Source organism: Mesorhizobium sp. BR115XR7A, from assembly GCF_020165315.1.
Classification (GTDB): Bacteria; Pseudomonadota; Alphaproteobacteria; order Rhizobiales; family Rhizobiaceae; genus Mesorhizobium; species Mesorhizobium australicum.
Genome location: NZ_JAIUHW010000014.1, coordinates 52,719 through 71,445 on the forward strand (window position 1 = coordinate 52,719; position 18,727 = coordinate 71,445).

Below are 18,727 nucleotides of genomic sequence, written 5' to 3' on the forward strand. Positions count from 1 at the left end.
GGCCGGCATCTCGACGATATGTTGGTTAAGGCCGGCCAGTGTTTGTGCCTATGGTCTGGGAGTGGCCTTCGGGCAGCCAGTGGTAGCGAGTAAAGCTTTGGCATCCTCGGCTTTGATTGCCGCCCAAATCTGGTCGAAATCACGATAGGCTATTATGCCTCCTCCTCATGGAGAACAGGAAGCTCTGCTCTGGCGTAGAAGCCTAGCACGGGTCCGAGATCAAAGGTCGTTCCTGGCGCAAGGCGCCGGACGGACGTGGGCCATGTTTCGGTCGAGACGCCATCGATAGCTCGCGCCAGCGTGCTGGCGAATCGGGGCATCAGCGGTGCGAGTGTCTGCGCCAGGATCGCAGCGGCCGTCGTCTGAAGGGCGAGCGAAGTGCGGGTGCGGGCGGGATAGAGACGTCGCGCCGCTTCATAGTCTTGCGCCTGTCGGTAGACTACACAATCGCTCACGAAATCGCAGGCCTGCGCGGCCGCGCGCCGGACCGAGAAGCCATCGTCCGAATAGGCGCGTTCCATCGCCGCGCGATGGATCTCTATCCGAGCAAAGAAAGCGCGATCGGCGGGAGCCCAGTCGCCTGCATCGGGCACACAGCCGCCAAAGTCCTGCTTGATTTCCCGGTGCAGCGCATCAAGCCAATTCAGCCAGATCCCTTGGAACACCTCGTTCTTGGTGCGGCGTAGCGCGTCCAGCGTGAAGTTCGTTCGCTCACCTTCCGGGCGTGTCAGGCCCAAATGAAGACGGACGACATCGACTGTCTTTGGGCCCAGAACCTCTTTGCCCCAGACCGCATGACCGCGGCTGGTCGAGAACTTCTGGCCGTCGAGCAGGTAGAACTCGTTCACATGATACCGGATGCGCGGGGTCCAGTGGGAGAAGACCTCAGCATAAAGCGCCGGATAAAGCAGGGCGTGATAGAAGGAATTATCGAAGCCGAAGAAATGGACAATTTGCCAGTCCTTGCTGGGCAGGGCCGCATTCCAGTCTCGGCCGAGCGATGTAGCTAGCGCCTGGATGTTGTAAAGAAAACCAAACGCCATCTCTGGCCAGACCCAGATCACCTGCCCCGGGAGCCCCTCGGCCGGCAGGCCCCAGTCCGAGGGGTGGGTGATGGGCACGGAAAAGTCGCCACGTTGGCGTAGACGCGCGAAGAGGTCCATGATCCGAACGGGGGCGCCCGACGCCCTTAAATGCCGGTCGATAGTGTCGTAGCACCGTTCCAGCGCAAGTTCGGGACGGCGCACGGAGCCGACCACCGGCGCCTCGGCCGAGTGCCGCGACCGGACTGCACCTAGGTCGTGGCATAGGTTCGGTGCGCCGCATTCCTCGCAGATGTTGCCACCAGCGGAGCTGCCGCAATAGGGGCAGAGGCCGATTACATCCGGTTCGTAAAGGTAGTCGCCTGTCACAGCATCGAAGAGCGCAGGGCTCCGGCGCAGATCTACCGCCGTGCTGCTCAGAAGACTACGGAAACACGCGGCTTGAAACTCTGCGTAAGCGCTATCGCCCAAAGTCGGGAGGAAGCTATGGACCTCACAGTCGAGAAGCGCAAGCGTGGCTCGAATCTCGTCGGCGTAGTTGCGCGCCACCTTTGCGGGCGTCGATTGATCGGCATCGGCACGCGTGGCGACGTAGCTCTGGTAATCGTCGCTTCCAGTCAGGTGATAGGCTTCGACCCCTTTCATGCGCAGGAAACGCGTGTAGACATCGGCGCCAAAATAAGGGCCAGAAAGATGCCCCAGATGCAGATCGCCATTAGGTGTCGGCGGCGTGGAGAAGACGAAGATCGGTCCGCGCGGAGTCGCGACCTGTGCAGCAGCTTCGAGGGCGGCCTTGCCGTCGCGCCAGTAGACATCGACGAAATTTAGCTCTTCGTCCCCATCGTTGTGCAGCACATGCGCTTCAAAAGGGTGGAACAGAACGACGTCGCCGGCTTTGACCGAGATTTCCCCAAGGTCGGTCCTGACCTTGCCCGCTCCTGACAGGACCACGAAGGCCTCGATTTCGTCGTGCCGATGGGGCTCGGATGTGACGCCTGGTGCCACCTTGCCAAATGAAAACCCGGTGCCCGCGCTTCCCGTCCCAAGCGCAGCCATGTCGATACCGAACACCCGCGACAGCTGCGTTCGAGAAAACGTGGATTTCCGCATGACGAACCTCAGCTGTCGAAACAGTGGTCTCTTCGGCTGCCGACGCAACAGCATCTGCTGCAAGTTGCGAAGAGAGCGGCAGCCCGACACGTTGGCCCCCCGTCAGAATAGTCCGGCTCTGGGCCCCAGGCGGGCGAAACTACGGGCGCCAGGAGGGCTTTAGGCGTCACAGAAGAGCGCCCGGCGACACCTCTTCACATCGACATACCGAAGCGTCGTGACGGACTGCAGGCGATGCTCCAGTAGCCGGCAATCAAAACCATGCTCTCCGCGCATTTTTTTGGCGGCCGATCAGTTTCGTTTGCATTCCCGCCTGGTTCCGTGAGCTCAATCGCGATAGAAAATGCCGTTTGGGAGCTTGAGGTTGTCGAGATCAGCCACTTTGCCCTCTGGCGGATTAAGGGCGCGCTTAAGCACGTTATACTCAGCGCGGGTCGGTCCACCGGTTGAAGCACGCTGGAACACCAAGTAGAGCGTCCGCCGCGAACGATTGCTTTTATTCGGCTTCGAGTAATGCGGTGCATAATCGTCGAAGATGAAGATGTCGCCAGCCTTCCATACTACGGGTTCCCAGGAGAATGTTTCGGCGACCTCAGGATCAATCACCCCGCCGGCATCCATGGGAAATACCCCCTTCTTGTGGTTGCCGGGGCTGAAGAAAAGGCCACCATTGTCCGGGTCGGAATCGTCAATGCCTATGGCAACGATCGCATGGACCATCCGGTCGGGCAGCCTGTGTGGAATGTGATAAATGTCCTGATGCGGGCGATAACCGCCGCTATCGGGATAGTGGAAGATCAGCAACTCCTTGAGTCTGCGCGAATCTTCGCCAAGCAAATCCTCGACCGCAGAGTTTATGCGCTGATCTTCTAGGAGGAGCAGACGCAATGGGTCATGGAAGTCCAGAAAATTCTCGGCCTTAGACGTGATCTTTCGATCATCAGTCGTCTTCTCGAACCACATGAGCCATTTATCATCGCTGACATCCCAGCGTGATATGTCTTCAACAAAGCTAGACATACCTTCCACAGCCGCGGGATCGAAGAACCTTTCGAGCCTGATGTATCCGTCTTTCTGCCACTTTTCTCTTTGTGCATCGGTCAACATGCGAAAAGCCTCCTGTTGGAAAGAGTGGTTGGTCAAACATTCCGGTTAGAGGCAGTCGGGCGCCGTCAGGGTGTGGGCCGGAGACGATACTCCACGGCATGCAGACGGCGACGCTAAGTGCGTTGCGCTCCGGGTGGATTGCAAGGCTTTGTTGTCCCTCCTCAATGGAGAGATCGCCCAGGCCCGTAAAGATCTATCGATCCGGTACGTCTGCATAGTAGTCACGGCCGAGCATGCTGTTGATGGTGCGACTGCCCGATAAGAGGACCTTTCGTGCAGCCTGACGCAACGCAAGTCGTGCGCCGCGCAAATCTTTGCGACAAGTTCCCGTTCGGGTCGGGCGATCAGGGAGGCACGTCGCTGGCATCGGGTCCATCGATGCTCCAAAAACGAGTATTGTCCGCACAAGTTCGGCGCCAGACTGCCCATCCGAGGCCACGCAGGGTCCAGGGATTCCCGAAGCTGGTGCCGATCACTTACCTCACCCGGTCCAGCCACCACACGCATCGCTACGAGCCGGAAGCCTCCGCTGACGGCCGACGCAGCCATGGTCGCCAGGGCCACTGCGCACTTTCGAGTGAGCGACCTAGTACGGTTTCGACGACCCTGGGGCAAATGGACGCCCGCAGAATAAAGCGATGCGCCCATAGATCCAAGGGCATGTTCAGTGACGATGAGTTCGGAGCGGACTCCGGCCGTCGCCGCGGCGGAGGCGGATAAAATTCCTTGGATGCCACCGCCGATGATCAGTAGTCGCTGAGTCATATCCCGCTGCCCATTTCTTCGGCTACCGGGTCGGGCCAGCTCTCGACGGTGGTACGGCTGATAAAGCCAGGATGCTCAGGGTTCGCGCACGGCGCGCGCTGTAGAAGGCTGTCAAGAATGCGGCGAGCTCGCCACGCCAGCAGGCTTAGGTTCGGATCGGCCAGCCCGCGCTGGCCGGGATTGGCGTTCTGTACGAAGATGCGTCTGTCACGCGGTCCGTCCCAGCACACCGAAAAATCCTCGTTGATGACCAACTCATTGTCGGTCTGTTGCAGCTGATCCGCCATCGGTTCCAAAAAGCTTGGCACGGCGTTCTCGTAACCGGTGGCCAGGATGACGATGTCGGCCGTGACTTCTTCGACGTCGCCCAAGCCGCGCTGCAGCGTCAAGTTGTGACCCGCGCCGGCGTTGATGCAGCGCGAAACGTTGCAACCCGGCCGCAGTGCGATGTCACATAGGTCTGGCTCAAGAAATTCGTGGCGATACAGCGCCTGGTAGACGGCGCGCAAAGTGCGATCCGAAATCCCATCCGAGGCGAGCACGAAACGCCGCAGGAACAGCTTGCGCTGCGGCTCGCTCATGGCCGCGAAACGATCCGAAAAACAGGGCATGAACAACTCGTTTGTGAACGGGCTGTTGTCGAGGGGCAGGTAGTTTTCGCGCTGCGAGACCCAGGTGATCGAGGCAGGCCGCCGTTCTCTTGGCCCACCGACCAAATGCAACAGCACCTCGGCTCCCGACTGGCCTCCACCAACGACACAAACATGTTTATGTCGCACCTCAGGATGGATGTGCAGCAAATCGGATGAATGGAACAGGTTGCGTCCGATCCAGCCCTGAAATTGAGGTGGAATCCGCGCTTGCTTGCCGATGCCGACCACCAGGTCTCTTGCACCGAGAACTGCATCGTCCGTCCGCACCCGAAACTCGCCATCATAGCGTATTTCGCGGACGGTCTCGCCGCCGCGCACAAGTGGGTTTCTGCGGAACGCCCAGTTCAGGTATTGTTCGAACTCAGCCCTGAGCACAGCATCGAACTGTGCATTCAGAAAGTGGTATAGACGCCCGTTCTCGTGCAGGTAGTTTATGAACGTGTAGGCGGATCGCGGATTCACCAGCGTGACCAGATCCTTGATGTGGCTGACCTGGAGTTCTGAGGACTCGAATGCGCTGCCTGGATGCCAGCGGAAGTCGACTTGCCGATCCAAGAACAGTGCCCCGTGCCCAACCTGCTCATGGATCTGACACGCGAGGCTCAAATTGGACGGGCCAGCACCGATCCCAATGCAAGAGAGCTCCAGGTGCCTTGCTCCTGCTGACGCCTCCCAATCAGGCGCTGTACGCGGCGAATGTCGGCCATAGCCGGTCGGCTTGCCCTCCCCGCACGCATCATCGACACCACAGGACTTGCAACAGTTTGTCCGGGCGTTCGTAGTATCGGGTGTGACGCCCGCAGATGCCGGCTCCGTGATGAGATCTGAACTCATGCCGACGACATGTTGCGCGTGGCTGGCATCAAGACTCCCGCCTCGATGACCCGGAGTGGTCAGTGACATGCTTTCGCAGCCTATCCCTCATTGCAATTGGGCTCGGTTGCCCGCCTCGACCGTGATGAGCCGACCTTCGGCCTGCTTGGCGACCAGCGAGGGCACGATCATGAGTGCGGCGACAGCATTTTTCCGTGGGTTTGATCATAGAAGACCTCCGCTGCTGCTTTCGGGAGGTCCCCTGCATCGAACGTGCCAGAGCAAAACATCAGCAAAGGGAACGGAAGGCAGGTTCGCAATCCTGTCGAGTATCCGACATTGAGGCCGAAACCTTGCACCGGCGCCGATTTTTGCACGCAATCGTACTCTTCGACTTCATAGCGTTGCAGGCTCTCTTGGCACTTTCCACACGGCCGTCATCGAGGACTGGCCCGGCGCCGAGTGTCGATCCCTGAAAAGGAATTTCCGTTATCAAGGTCCTCATGAGGACTATCCCGACATGGTCCTGCATTACGGCGACACGACGGATGCGGCTATGCGGTGGCGAAGCTCTACGGCTACTGGAGCACCATGAACTACCGCGAGGTATACGGGCTCTATGGCATCCTGTTCAATCACGAAGGGCCGACGCGCGGCGAAACTTTCATCACGCGCAAGGTGACGCGTGCGGTGGCTCGATCATGGCCGGCAAACAGGACTGTCTCTATCTCGGAAACCTGGAAGCAAAGCGCGACTGGGGCTCGGCGCGCGCCTATGTCGAGGGCATGTGGCGCATCTTGCAGCATCAACCTGACGATTTCGTGCTGGCAACCGGCGAGACACACACGGTCCGCACCTTTGTCGGGGCTTGCCTTCAGGCGAGTCGAAAAGGAAATCGTCTGGGAGGGCGAAGGCGTTGACGAGGTGGGCCGTGAACGCATGAGTAATCAAGCGCTGATCCGGATCGACAAACGCTGTTTCGGGCCAATCGAGGTTGACCTGCTGATCGGCGATGGCTCCAAGGCAGCCGACAAAACTCGATTGGAAGCCGAAGACCACTTTCGATGAGTTCGTCTCGGAAATGGTCGAGGCTGACTGCCGCGCCTACGGGATCGTGTTAGCGTGGCGTGAAAACACGATGACTTCGCGGCATGTGCATCTTGCCGTTTCAGGGACGTCGGCATTTCAGGCCCGCCGCGGTCAGCCGGCGTCAGTCAGTTCTATCGTTTGGATCGGCAAATTCACACATCCTGCAAAGCAGAAAACCAGCCGCTCCATTCATGCGATCGACGATTTCGCAAAAAACTTGGCTTTTAAAGAGATCGCCATATTCGTCGCATAGAAGGTTGCCCAATACGTGACGCCGCTCAAAATCCATGGAGCAGAGAGTGACCTCGCCGTTTGGAAGTAGTACATTCCGATACTGCCGTTCGTCCACGCATATCAGCGCTCCGACGACTGGCTGCCGTGGTTCTACAATCTTAGGGTCTACGCTTCCACCCCTGCTGCTCACCGGTCGCGCGCGAACTAGGGCTTGGGCAGGGATAATGTCGGCGATATCGGGATGGGGCTCACCCAAAACCACGAATCGGATCGAAGGGATGTCGGCGTCGACGAGTTGACCAACCAAATCGCGATACTTGGCTCCGACAAGGCGGCTATTCATGTGGGCGCCATCATCAAAAACATGAACCACGAATACCCCCAACCGCAGCGCCTGCAAGCGTTGTAGATCCTGCCCCTTCATTCCCACAAGCGTCGTGAAAATCCTGATGCCGTGGCCTTTGGCGGAAGCGTGCTCGACCATTTCGGTGCAATCGGGATTGAGCCATGGCTCAGAATACCCGGCAAAACTAATGTCGACGGAGGCTGGTACGCGCGCCAGACAGCGCTTGAAATCTCCAAGACTAAGATGCTTCGTATCAGATACTTTTCTTTGCCGGTCAGCGAACTTGTCCTGCGGACAATATGAACATCCCACGATGCATCCGGTGGTCGTCGTTATCTCCAAAACTCTGCCGGCTGGGATAGCAGAGCGCAGTTCCGGTAAAATCATTCGTTGTGACTCCCACTCGTCTTGGTCATGCATAACGTCCAGCATGGTGTCGTTGGCTTCATGACACCGACGGTCAAGACAGTCCGAATGAGCCCAGCCATCTCCGCCTGGGCAGCAGTCAACAGCCGGTTTCCTCAATCTGCCGGGCGGACTATCAACGAACTTTGGGCGCATCGGCGCGGCAGGGCGGCGCAACCGCAAAGTCGCGCGTCAGCCATTGCCAAGGTGTAGCCGTGACCGTTGAGCGGGCGCGCCGCCGAGATGGCGCAGCAGAAAATCAATCGTCTCGCGTTCTTATGCGGTCAGCCCCCACTCAACATTGCCGCATCTCCAGCAAAGGCCGTGCCAGCGCGCTTAGCCGCAGCAACTGCACGAGTAGGCTTCGAGAAACCTCACGCCCAAGGCGGCCGGTGGTTTTGGACCAGACAGTTTTTTGTCGCTGTCAGCTTTTGGACATGCATTTCAGACGCTTGAGGACAGACTTGGCTGTCTCCCCTGCGGTAATGTTGGCGTCGGCTCATCATCTAGCATCATTTCGGCACCGGCTGTGTGCGCGGAAGATCTACACGACCTGACCGCCGCGTGCAGCGACTGCCTGCCGGCTCATAGCTGATCTTTTCTCCTGAAGCCGGCGATGGGGCCAGGCCGTCGAGTGCGTGCTGCCGGATGCTGCGTATGCTGTCTGGCTAGACGGCGGATACCGCGTCACCTCCATATTTTCGCGACAGAGGTTTGGTGGCGTCGCAGGCCTTCCTGCTACATCACCGCAGTGCTCGGGAATTCGTATCTGATCCCCGTGAGGCGAAGACCTTCTCTCTCGACTGGCTCGCCGAGGCCGTCTGTCCTGCGGGCACCGAATGATTTCTCATTTGGCATGGCGCATGCGCGTCGATCCGCAAACCCCGTCTGGACAAATCGGAGCTGGCCGCCACTCCACCTCCTCCTACCACGAGGGCAGACGGGAAGCAGCGCCTTCAAATAAGGAACAAAATCACTTTACCTCGAATCTTGCCTCTCGATCACAACCGGAGCCATGGAACCGCGTCCGCGACCATCGCCTCGCGCCCCAAGGCAATTGCCCAGCGCAAATGGCTACGCGCGATTACGCCATGCATCCCTTACGAGGCTATGACAGCACCTCGGAGAGCCTCGCCGCCATCATGCAGACCGATCTAAGCCCACCTGATCCAGCACAAAGGAATTTCAAACATGCACCAAGATACCGTCCGTGGGAAAGCTTTCGCCATGCCCCTGACCAGCCCGGCCTACCCGGCCGGCCCATATCGCTTCCGCAACCGGGAGTATCTGATCATCACATATCGCACCGATCCGCAGAAACTGCGCGACCTTGTGCCGGAGCCGCTTCAGGTGTGCGAGCCTATGGTCAAGTTCGAGTTCATTCGCATGCCGGACTCGACGGGCTTCGGCGACTACACGGAAGGCGGACAGGTCATCCCTGTCTCCTTCTGTGGCCGCAGGGGGAGCTATACCCACTGCATGTTTCTCGACGACCATCCGCCGATAGCGGGCGGACGCGAGTTGTGGGGCTTTCCCAAGAAGCTCGCTAGCCCAACGCTCCGAACGGAGACGGATACCCTTGTTGGCACGCTGGACTACGGGCCGGTCCGCGTCGCGACGGGTACCATGGGCTACAAGCACCGAGCCGCCGACCTCGCGAGCGTGAGGGCCTCGCTCGCTGAACCGAACTTCCTCCTCAAAATTATCCCGCATGTCGACGGCACGCCGCGCATCTGTGAGCTCGTGGAATATCATCTAGAGGACGCCCATTTGAGGGGCGCCTGGACCGGCCCGGCAGCCCTGAACCTCTGGTCGCATGCGCTTGCCCCCGTCGCCGAACTGCCGGTGCTGGAAGTAGTCTCGGCAGTACACCTCGTCGCAGATCTCACGCTCGCGCTCGGGAAGGTCGTCCACGACTATCTCCCGGAAGCCTAGCCTCGCCATCGGAAAGGAAGAACCATGAACTTTTACAGTGATATCTCATTGAACCAACGCGATGGGGAGCTGCTGGACGGCTTCTCGACAAGGAACGCCACTGACAATCTCATACAACGTCTTTCCAGCTACCTAGCCTTAGAGGACATTCCGCCGCTTTGCAGCGAGTGCAGGCGCCTCGCGAGTAAGAGCGATTGCCCTTGCCCATCCTCCCTGCTTTTGGTGCAACATATGCTCGCTGCCGTTTACCAGCGGCTTGACGCCATTGACTGCCTCTCAGAGCAAGGCCCCATAAGACTGAAGGCTTTTACCGATTATCTGGCGGCGGTCGTTCGAATAGCTTCAGAGAGCGGCGACGCGGCACCCTGGATTGATCTAGCAACCCGGTTTAGCGCTCTTTTCGATCCCGACGAGGTTGCCCATTGATCTCGCGCTTATCGCTTTTTCGTGGAACGAGCAGCCTCGTCGGCAGATGCGTCATCGATCGCCAGCGGCGTGCCGGCGCATATGCGAGCGTAAAAGTGCCGAGCAGCCGGTGATGTATCTCGAACGTGACGACGCCGATTGGCGCGATGCGCGTTGGCTCGGGGCCTCGTGCCCAAGCATGGGTGCGTTCCCATTCCGCTGCATCGTACTCGCGATCCCGTCTGTGCCGTGCTCAAGCAAACGAGCTCGAGCGAACCGCCCCAGGTTGCGGATTTAGACAGTCGTTGATGGAGTTGGCTGGCGAATTGGCGCGTTCGGCCTTCGGTTGGAAGACCGGCTTGAGGGGGGCCAACGAGACGGAATTGGCGAAGCCACGCTGGAGTATGCCTTCACTGGGGTCGCGTCCCTGCACGTGCTGTAGCGCAGCGTTCGCGAAGCCGCTCGCGAGCGCGCCCTCATAGCGCTGAGCGGGCGAGCGGCTTCGGGGCGGGCGCAGAGGCTGGGTAGACGGGCCGGACTCACCTCACCTGGTCCAGCCACGACATGCATCGCCAAAGGCAAGGACCCCGCTGACCGCGCCCGCAAGGGGGGAGATTGGCCGTCATCGCTGCCTTCGCCAATCTCCAAGGCTAGAAGTTTGGAGCCGCCAGGGAAGCTGCCGGTCTCCCCCTTGCGGGGGAGATGGCCGGCAGGCCAGAGGGGGGCTGTCCCGCCAGCGTTAGATCACATTCAATTCCCTGAACGCCCGCCCTTCAGCGACACGGCTGTACCCAAACGCCGAGCAGTCCACCGTGCGGTAGCCGCCGTGCACGATCAGCTCGGCCAGCGCCTTGCCGACCGCCGGGGCCTGCTGCAGGCCGTGACCGGAAAAACCATTGGCGAAGAGGAAACTCTTAACCTGCGGATGCGGGCCGATCACCGCGTTCTGGTCGAGCGTGTTGTAGTCGTAATGGCCGGCCCAGGCGCGTGTCGGCTTGATCGCCTCGAAGGCCGGAATGCGGGTCGCCAGCACCGGCCAGATCACCTCTTCGAACAGCGGCCAGTCGACCTCGAAATCGGTGGGGTCGGCCGAGCCGTCGCCTTCTTCCGGTTCGGCGCCGCCAGTGAGATAGACCGAGCCTTCCGGCCGGACATAGATGCCGGAGGGATCGACCAGCAGCGGCATATCAGAATATTTGTCGCGCGCCTCGAAGACGAAGACGTTGCGCTTGCGCGGCTCGACCGGCAACACCAGCCCCGCCATGGCAGCCACCGTGCCGGCATTCGGCCCGGCTGAGTTGACGACGATGCCGACTTCCAGCCTGTCGCCATTGTCGAGGCTGACACTGGTCACGCTCTGGCCGTTCCACCTCCGCCTTGCGCATGACTGGAGAGATTTCCGGCGGGCGTCGCCTCCCGAGCAATGCTTTTCATGTTCGTTACTCTTCGTAAGATCGATTATTTCGATGGAGCCCATCTACGTATGAATGCAGGCGTCACAGTAGAGCTTTGAACAGCATCGGTGCGGGTCCGGAACCGTCATCGAGCCAAAAACAGCGGCAATGTCGGCTTTTCAAAGATCCATCTGGTCACACCGCCAAAGAGCCGCTCACGCAGCCGACGGCTGCCATAGGCGCCCATGACGATCATGTCCGCAGAAATGTCGATTGCGTGCTGCGCAAGCACCGTGGCCGCCGATTTGCCGGCACTTGGCAGGAGGTCAACCGACACCCGAGCACCGTGCCGAGTGAGATAGGCAGCGATGTCGGCTCCAGGCTCCGCGCCGTTCCCGTTGTAGTTGGCCTTCGGATCGACCAGGGCGACACGAACTTCCTCAGCAGCGCATAGGAGACCCAGCGCTTCTCGAGCCGCACGGGACGCCTCGACTCGGGAATCCCAACCGACCAGGACGCGCCGTGGCCACAGTGTCGCCTCAGCCCCCTTCGGCACAACGAGCACCGGCTTTCCCGTATCGAACAAGCAGCCGTTGACCACAGGAGGTCCGAGATTCTCGTCGTTGAGGAGCCCCGGTCCGATGATCGTGAGGTCGGCGCAGAGCGCCCGCTGTCGTGCCACTTCACCGAGGCTGGCCGGATCGCAATAGTCGGTGTCAACGTCATAGGCGAGCGACATAGATTCCAGCAGTTTCTGGATATCTTTGGAGCGTTTTTCCAGTCTGACCACGTCCTGTGTAAATCGATCGATTTGCCGAAACCGATCGTTCAATCTGGCAATTGCCTGTCCACGCCCTACCGGCCACTCGGGGACACCATCTCCGATCCGCCGATGCGACATAAGGAGCATCGGAGGGGGTATGATCAGTACGGAAAGGTGCGCGCCGACTTCCGCACACAAGCCGGCAGCGGTTCTGACGTCCTGATCGGAATGGTCAGCGCCGGTCAAACAGAGTACCGTTTTAAAGCCCATTTTCCTGCTTCTTCCTGAGTGTTCGATGAGGGCGTTTCAGGCCGCGAGACCGGCTCACAGCGCGAGGAAAGGGAGTGGAACCACACCCGGCACTCGATTCAGCCGTCCAGCTTCTCGAGCGAGTAGCCGGCCGACCTGACGGTACGGATGACAATACCGGTCGAGGCCGCCTCCAGAGCCCTTCTGAGCCGACTGATGTGGACGTCGACTGTGCGTACACCGACATGGATATTGGCCGGCCAGGCCCCCCCGATCAGCTCGTCCCTACTGAAGACCTTGCCGGGAGCCTCAAGCAAATGCCGAAGCACGTTGAACTCGATCGGTCCGAGATGGATGTCATGGCCATTGCCGCAAACCCGGTGGGCATCGAGCTTCATCTCAAGGCTGCCATAGGAAAGCCAGCTGTTGTTTTCAATCGCGTTTGAACCCGGCTTCGGCAGCGCCAGCCTCGTCCGCAGATAATCGAGCAGCTTGGCCGGCGCCATTGGCCGCACAAAGCTCTCGTCAATCCCGGCCTTCAACAGATCAAGGTGCTGGTTCTCGGCGCCGGGCGCGATCAGGGCAATGATGGGCAGGCCGCCGGTCCGGGGTTCCCGCTTGAGCCGGGCGCAGATTGCGGACCCGGTAAGGCTCGTTGGACCGCAGTCCAGCACCACGGCCTGGAATTCCCGTTCGTCGGCCTTTGCAAGTGCTTCCTTGGCGCCGCCTGCCGGCTCACTGACGAAGCCATCCACCTCCAGTATGTGGCTGAGGAACAGATAGAACTCCGCATCTTGCGAACAGATCAGGACGAGTGGCTTCATCAGCGCTACCCCGAGAACCACATTGGCCTCGACCGCGTCGGCCGCGTGGGCTGGCCATCGCGGCTCCTCAAGGCCTGACATGATCCTCTTGCTCCAAAATTGGTTTCATGCCCGTGCCACCTCGGGATAGGCGTCGATGGCTGCGATGGCATCGTCGACCAGTTTCGTACCGGCCGCGGCGAGTTTGCAAAACGTCTCGAAGCCGAAGCGATGGGCGTCGCGCAGGGTCCTGGACAGAACGACCAGCCGCCCGGCGGTGAAAAGCACGCGCCCGAACCCCTCATGGCTCATTTCGATCATCGGCGATGCCATCAGGCCGGAGCGCTCCTCGATCGCAAGGGCGACGGCAGTGTAAAACTTGTCGAGCCTCCACAGCACGTCCGGATCGGGATCGCCGATGATTGGAATCGTACGCCGCTGTTCCTTGCTGACGATGAAGTCGGCCAGCAACTCACCGTCCGCTGTGCCGTCCCATGACCCGTGGGAATCCTGAGCACGGATCAGCCGCACGAGGCATTTGACGAACGGGCTGGCAAGGGCCGCCTCGTCATCGTTGACAGCAGGGCTAATCGCGACTTCAAACATTTTGCTCTTTCCTCGTTTTAGTCCTCGTCCTCGAAGGAGGGTTTCTTTTCGGCGACACCAGCTTCGGCCAGCACCTTGCGCAGCCAGGGCGGAGGACACGTTCTCAGCATCATCTGCGTGCGCAACAGCACCTCTTGGATGGTTTGTGGCTGCGGCACCTTGATTGGATGGATTTTTGCCGAAATAACCTTGGCTGCCGAAGGCCCGCCGATGGCCAGACAGAACAGCAGATGGCAGCCCTTCAGCGCCTCCACCTTCGGCGTGACGCGGTCATCGCCCTCGGTCCGACGCTTCCCGCTCTCATCGGAAACGTCATCGAAGGCCACGGCTTCCACGAGATGCCACTCCTCGCGCGTCACGTCGTAGACAGCAAAGCGCTTGGCCGACCCGAAATGAGCATTGAGATTCTTCATGTCTTGCGTGGCGATGGCTACGCGCAATGCGCCTACTCGTCGTTCCGGCATTGGTGCGTGAACCTCGTCAGTGACGAGTGAGAGGCGACGAACGGAGCTCATCTGGCATTTCTCGTTTCCGGAATGGATCAAGCGCCTCAGGCGTCGGCGCGTGCTGATTGGCCTGGAAGATGTTGGCAACATCGAAGATCAGGTCGCGCGTCCCCCGATAGAGGATTGTGAGCTTGTGCTGGCTGCCGAGCCGGTCGAAGATCGGGAAGCCGACGCGCATGAGCGGAATGCCAAGGCGTCGCGACGCCTGGCGACCGTGGGAATGCGTAACGAGAAGATCCGCGCCCGCTGCAAGAACTTCCAAATCGCCGAGATCGCCGATCTGAACCCAGTCCGCCGGTACTTTTTGCAGAATCTTCGACATATCGGTCGTCGTGACCGCCGCTGCGATTTCGCAGCCCATGCCGGTGAAGAAGGTTGCGAGTTGATAGAGTTGGTCTGGTTCCGCAGCGATCGCAATTCTCTTGCCTCCGAAATGGAAATGTCCGTCGAGCAATGCATCCTCCAATTGCGCCCGGCGACGGCGAACCCGGGCCGGCACCGCCGCGCCCGAAACCGCCGATAGCAGCGAGACGAACCGGTCGACGGCCTTCAATCCGGTCAGCGACTGGAACACCGCGTAAGGCACGCCGGTCAACCCGTGCAGCGTTTTCGCCGGGTGGCGCATGTGCTCGCCGATGACGATGCATTGCGCGGCCGTGCCAAGCTCGCGGATTTCCTCGACGCTGGTGCCGCCATAGGTAGTGGTTACCCAGCGGTCAGGAACCGTGCCGTCGAGTGAGCCGGAGACGTCCGGCAGGATAACCGGCTTGAGCCCAAAACTTTCAACCATGTCACGCAAATGCTCGACGTCAGCGACAGTGAGATTGCATCCGGGCAGGATCGCGATCTTCTTCGGCTGCCGGGTCCGTGCGCCCGACCGTGTAATCCCTTCGATCATCGCCGCGACAGCCTTGGCCCAGCCTTCTTCGATAGCGCCGCCGAAATCAGGCGTGTTGGCCAGCACAACCTCCGTACCCGCGAGCTCTTCCGCATGCTTCAGCTTGACGTTGGCGATATCACTCGCGCAGTCTTCGCCACGGGTCTCCACCAGCGCGGTCGTGCACACTCCTATCAGCTTTGGCTTAGTGCGGGTTTTGAGGTTGAGGATCGCCTCTTCCAGATGGTCCGCTCCGCCGAGTATGGTTGCCACCTCATCCATCGCCGTTGTCTGCAAGGGGATCGCTTCCTTGAAATGCCGCACGAAGAGCACGAGCGCGAAGCTGGTGCAGCCTTGGCTGCCATGGAACAGGGGCATCGCACCCTCGACTCCAAGAAAAGCGAAGGCGGCACCCAGCGGCTGCGACGACTTCAGCGGGTTGACCGCCGCTGATTTGATTTTGCGAAGGATGCGGACCATCGAATTTCCTCAACGGTTGCCGAAGCGGTGAGCCGTCGCGCCAGCAAATTCATTGAAGGCGTTCACAGTCGCGGTCCCGTTCTTCATGCTCGCCAGATTGTCCTCCACAGCAGGCTGGCGATCCCACGGCGCCGGCTCCCGCACCTGGTCCCAGATCGGGCTATGAATGGCGAGGTCGATCTGCCGGACAAGTTCCACCATGCCGTCATAGCCGGCATAAGGATGTTGGCGCTCCTGGTTGATATCGAGCCAGGGTGTCTTGGCCTTCAGCGCGATGAATTGCGTGCGCCCGCCCGACAGCATGATGTCGGCCTTGTGTTTTGAGAGCATGGCGTAAAGATCGAGCGCTGCCATCTGCTCGAACATGTGGTTTTCGTCCTTGAGGATCCGCTTGATCCGCTCCTTGTCTTCGACTGTGGATTTCTTGACCGAGGTGCCGACGATCTCCATGCCGATCTCCATCAGCGCGTGGACGACTGACCAGGACTTCACACCGCCCGTATTGAGCAGCACGCGCTTGCCTTGAAGCCGCTGGCGGTAGGCCTCGAGCTTCTTCCACGCAATCGCCTCCTGCTCAGCGATCAGCGTGTCCGTGCGCTCGAGGATCTCCGCATCGGCGCCCTTCCTCACCAGCAGCTCAGCAATGTTGCGAAGTGCCTCCGAGGTATCGGTTATGCCGTAGAAGGAGCCCTCGAAGAACGGGATGTCCCAGCGCCCCGCCATCTTGCGGGCCAGATTGATCAGTGCGCTCGAGCACACCAACATAGCCGCCTGGGAGCGGTGCGCGGATGCAACGTCGATGTAACGCGCATCGCCCGGAATGCAGGCGCGCACCCGGATGCCGAGCCGATCAAGCAGCGGCTTCACCAGCCAGAATTCGCCGGAGAGGTTGAATTCGCCAAGGATGTTGATGTCGTAGGGCCCGGCGTCGTCGGGTTCCACCGTGCCGATGACATGATCGAGCAACGCTTCGGCGGCGAGTTTGTTGCCGAGGTTCTTGGAGCCGGCCAAGCCCGGCGCATTGATCGGCACCACGGCCAAGCCGAATTTTTCGGCCGCGCGTTTGCACACGGCCTCAATGTCGTCGCCGATCAGCGCCGTCACGCAGGTCGAATAGACGAAGACTGCCGGCGGCGCATATGTTTCCTTGATCTCGCGGATCGCCCTGAACAGCTTCCGCTCGCCCTGCCCCATCACGACGTCGAGTTCGGTGAGGTCGGTTGTGAAGCTTGTCCGCCACAGGGTTGGCCCGGACGAGGCTGCGCCTCTGTTGTCCCATGAATTGCCCTCGCAGGCGAGCGGTGCATGGACCAGGTGCGCAACGTCGGTGATCGGCTGCAGGACGATCTTGGCGCCGTCAAAGGCGCAGCCGCCGGCTGCCGCCCCGGGGGTCAGCGGCTTCGAGCAGCCCTGCTTGCGCGCCTTGGCATCCTTGCCGCGGTTGTTATCGCAGGCGGGCTCGTCGAAAACGTCCTGGATCTTGGCACTGAGCGAGGTCATTGCGTCAGTCTCCGAAGTCCATTGGGCGATTGGCGGCCTCGGCGAAAAGCCGGCACGGGCTTAGCGGGTGAGGTCATAGGAATAGTCCGTCACGCCCGTTTCGCTCGTCTCGCGATCGAGCTTGTCGAATATCTTGTCGAGGATCGTCGTCAGCACGCGTAATCCACCCTGGTAGCCCATGAGGGGAAAGCGATGGTGATGGTGCCGGTCGAAGATTGGAAACATCAGCCGGATCAGCGGCGTGCCGGTGTCGCGCTCCAGATACTTGCCATAGGAATTGCCGATCAGCAGGTCCACCGGCTCTGTAAAAAGCAGCGAACGCATCGCCCAGAGATCCTTGCCCGCCCAGACCTGGGCATCCTGGCCGAAGGACGAGGATGCAAGCAACTCCTTCATCTCGGCCTCCCAGGCCGATGTGCCGTTGGTCGCGAGGCAATGTGTCGGCTCGCCGCCGGTCTCCATGACGAAGCGGGCCATGGCGTAGACGAAGTCCGGATCCCCATAGATTGCGTACTTCTTGCCGTGCAGCCATGACTGGCTGTCCGCCATGGCGTCAACCAGTCGGCCGCGCTCCATCCGGATCGTCTCGGGGATCTCCTGGCCGGAAATCGCTGAGACCTTCATCAGGAATTCGTCGGTCGCCTGGACTCCCAGCGGATAGTGGAAGGATGCCGTCGCCTGCCCGACCTCGTTGCAATATTCCAGCGTCTTGCGGGTGTTGTAATGCTGCAGCGACAGTGTCGCCTCCGCGTTGAGTGCCCCTTTCACGTCTTCGATCTTCGTGCCACCGTCATACATGCGGTATTCACCGTCCGACGGCGTGTCGAACTGGTCTGAGGCGTCTTGAATGACGGTATAAATGACACCCATCAGGTCGAGGAGGCGCTTGAGTTCCCGGTTGTTTCCGACGCAGAATCCGTCGAAGCCTGGAATGATGTTGATGGTCCCAGCGGCTTGCGAGCGCTCGCTGCCCTTCCAGAAATGCTCCAGCACGCCCTTCACCATGCCGTCGTAGCCATCGACATGGCTGCCGACGAAGGCAGGCGTATGAGCGAAAGGCACGTCGAAGTCGCACGGGACCGAGCCTTCGTTCTTGGCGTTCTCTATGAAGCTCCGCAGGTCGTCGCCAATGACCTCGGCCATGCAGGTGGTCGAGACGGCGATCATCTTGGGGTCGTAGAGCTTGTATGTATTGGCGAGCCCGTCGACCATGTTCTTGAGGCCGCCAAACACTGCCGCGTCCTCGGTCATCGAGGAGGAAACCGCTGACGAAGGCTCCTTGAAATGTCGCGACAGATGCGAGCGGTAGTAGGCAACGCAGCCCTGGCTACCGTGGACGAAAGACATGGTGCGCTCGAAGCCCGCGGCCGCGAACACCGCACCGAGCGGCTGGCAGGCCTTGGCGGGGTTTATGACAAGCGCCTCGCGAGCGAGGTTCTTTTCGCGGTATTCCCAAGTCTTGGTCAATTCGCGTTGATCGGTGACGATCTGATCAGGGTGCGGACATTCGAAATTCAGTTTCTTCTCGGCAAGCATTTGTCTGTATTCCGGCTCGCGGAACAATGGAGCATGGTCGAGAACTTTTTCGGCCGATTGCGGCATGGTGGTTACCTTTTCCATCTGGCTGCGGCAAGCGGCAGCACA

The 18,727-nt window shown here is 60.2% G+C and carries 13 protein-coding genes and 2 pseudogenes; 3 read left to right on the forward strand and 12 right to left on the reverse strand.

Features of this window, described 5'->3' with window-relative positions; genetic code table 11:
* Positions 1 to 152: 152 nt before the first annotated feature.
* The 3 genes from LB557_RS25815 to LB557_RS25825 all read right to left on the reverse strand — a co-directional run bounded on the left by LB557_RS25815 (position 153) and on the right by LB557_RS25825 (position 5,326).
* A complete protein-coding gene (locus LB557_RS25815; RefSeq protein ID WP_027033221.1) occupies positions 153 to 2,153 on the reverse strand; it encodes a class I tRNA ligase family protein in 2,001 nt (666 codons plus the stop codon).
* A 327-nt stretch (positions 2,154 to 2,480) separates the two neighbouring features.
* Positions 2,481 to 3,260 carry a phytanoyl-CoA dioxygenase family protein gene (locus tag LB557_RS25820; RefSeq protein WP_027033220.1) on the reverse strand — a complete coding sequence of 260 codons (780 nt, stop codon included), beginning with the start codon at positions 3,258 to 3,260 and terminating at the stop codon, positions 2,481 to 2,483.
* Positions 3,261 to 4,021: 761 nt separating this feature from the next.
* Positions 4,022 to 5,326: a lysine N(6)-hydroxylase/L-ornithine N(5)-oxygenase family protein gene (locus LB557_RS25825; protein WP_027033219.1), complete on the reverse strand. Its 1,305-nt coding sequence runs from the start codon at positions 5,324 to 5,326 to the stop codon at positions 4,022 to 4,024.
* A gap of 720 nt (positions 5,327 to 6,046) precedes the next feature.
* On the opposite strand from LB557_RS25825, the pseudogene LB557_RS25830 reads away from it, so the two are divergent.
* Positions 6,047 to 6,593: pseudogene (locus LB557_RS25830) on the forward strand (GDP-mannose 4,6-dehydratase); the annotation flags it as partial.
* 108 nt (positions 6,594 to 6,701) lie between these two features.
* Here the strand turns inward: LB557_RS25830 and LB557_RS25835 are convergent.
* Complete coding sequence (locus tag LB557_RS25835; protein ID WP_224713124.1) at positions 6,702 to 7,592, reverse strand: SPASM domain-containing protein; 891 nt, start codon at positions 7,590 to 7,592, stop codon at positions 6,702 to 6,704.
* Between the two features lie 1,164 nt (positions 7,593 to 8,756).
* On the opposite strand from LB557_RS25835, the gene LB557_RS25840 reads away from it, so the two are divergent.
* Positions 8,757 to 9,500 carry an acetoacetate decarboxylase gene (locus tag LB557_RS25840; protein WP_027033217.1) on the forward strand — a complete coding sequence of 248 codons (744 nt, stop codon included), beginning with the start codon at positions 8,757 to 8,759 and terminating at the stop codon, positions 9,498 to 9,500.
* 24 nt (positions 9,501 to 9,524) lie between these two features.
* Positions 9,525 to 9,926 carry a hypothetical protein gene (locus LB557_RS25845; protein WP_027033216.1) on the forward strand — a complete coding sequence of 134 codons (402 nt, stop codon included), beginning with the start codon at positions 9,525 to 9,527 and terminating at the stop codon, positions 9,924 to 9,926.
* A gap of 718 nt (positions 9,927 to 10,644) precedes the next feature.
* Here LB557_RS25845 and LB557_RS25850 read toward each other — a convergent pair.
* The 8 genes and pseudogenes from LB557_RS25850 to nifK form a co-directional block, all read right to left on the reverse strand.
* Positions 10,645 to 11,268, reverse strand: a pseudogene (locus LB557_RS25850) (NAD(P)/FAD-dependent oxidoreductase); the annotation flags it as partial.
* A gap of 176 nt (positions 11,269 to 11,444) precedes the next feature.
* Complete coding sequence (locus tag LB557_RS25855; RefSeq protein ID WP_027033215.1) at positions 11,445 to 12,332, reverse strand: universal stress protein; 888 nt, start codon at positions 12,330 to 12,332, stop codon at positions 11,445 to 11,447.
* A 98-nt stretch (positions 12,333 to 12,430) separates the two neighbouring features.
* On the reverse strand, positions 12,431 to 13,216 hold the full coding sequence (locus LB557_RS25860) for a response regulator transcription factor (protein ID WP_027033214.1): 786 nt from the start codon (positions 13,214 to 13,216) through the stop codon (positions 12,431 to 12,433).
* A 24-nt stretch (positions 13,217 to 13,240) separates the two neighbouring features.
* A complete protein-coding gene (locus LB557_RS25865; protein WP_027033213.1) occupies positions 13,241 to 13,720 on the reverse strand; it encodes a NifX-associated nitrogen fixation protein in 480 nt (159 codons plus the stop codon).
* A gap of 17 nt (positions 13,721 to 13,737) precedes the next feature.
* Positions 13,738 to 14,235: a nitrogen fixation protein NifX gene (gene nifX, locus LB557_RS25870; RefSeq protein ID WP_027033212.1), complete on the reverse strand. Its 498-nt coding sequence runs from the start codon at positions 14,233 to 14,235 to the stop codon at positions 13,738 to 13,740.
* A complete protein-coding gene (gene nifN / locus LB557_RS25875; protein WP_027033211.1) occupies positions 14,201 to 15,583 on the reverse strand; it encodes a nitrogenase iron-molybdenum cofactor biosynthesis protein NifN in 1,383 nt (460 codons plus the stop codon). Before nifN ends, nifX begins: the two co-directional genes overlap by 35 nt.
* 9 nt (positions 15,584 to 15,592) lie before the next feature.
* Positions 15,593 to 17,083 (reverse strand): nitrogenase iron-molybdenum cofactor biosynthesis protein NifE, encoded by a 1,491-nt coding sequence (gene nifE / locus LB557_RS25880; protein WP_027033210.1) that lies wholly within the window; start codon positions 17,081 to 17,083, stop codon positions 15,593 to 15,595.
* 60 nt (positions 17,084 to 17,143) lie between these two features.
* On the reverse strand, positions 17,144 to 18,685 hold the full coding sequence (gene nifK / locus LB557_RS25885) for a nitrogenase molybdenum-iron protein subunit beta (protein WP_027033209.1): 1,542 nt from the start codon (positions 18,683 to 18,685) through the stop codon (positions 17,144 to 17,146).
* Between the last annotated feature and the right edge of the window lie 42 nt (positions 18,686 to 18,727).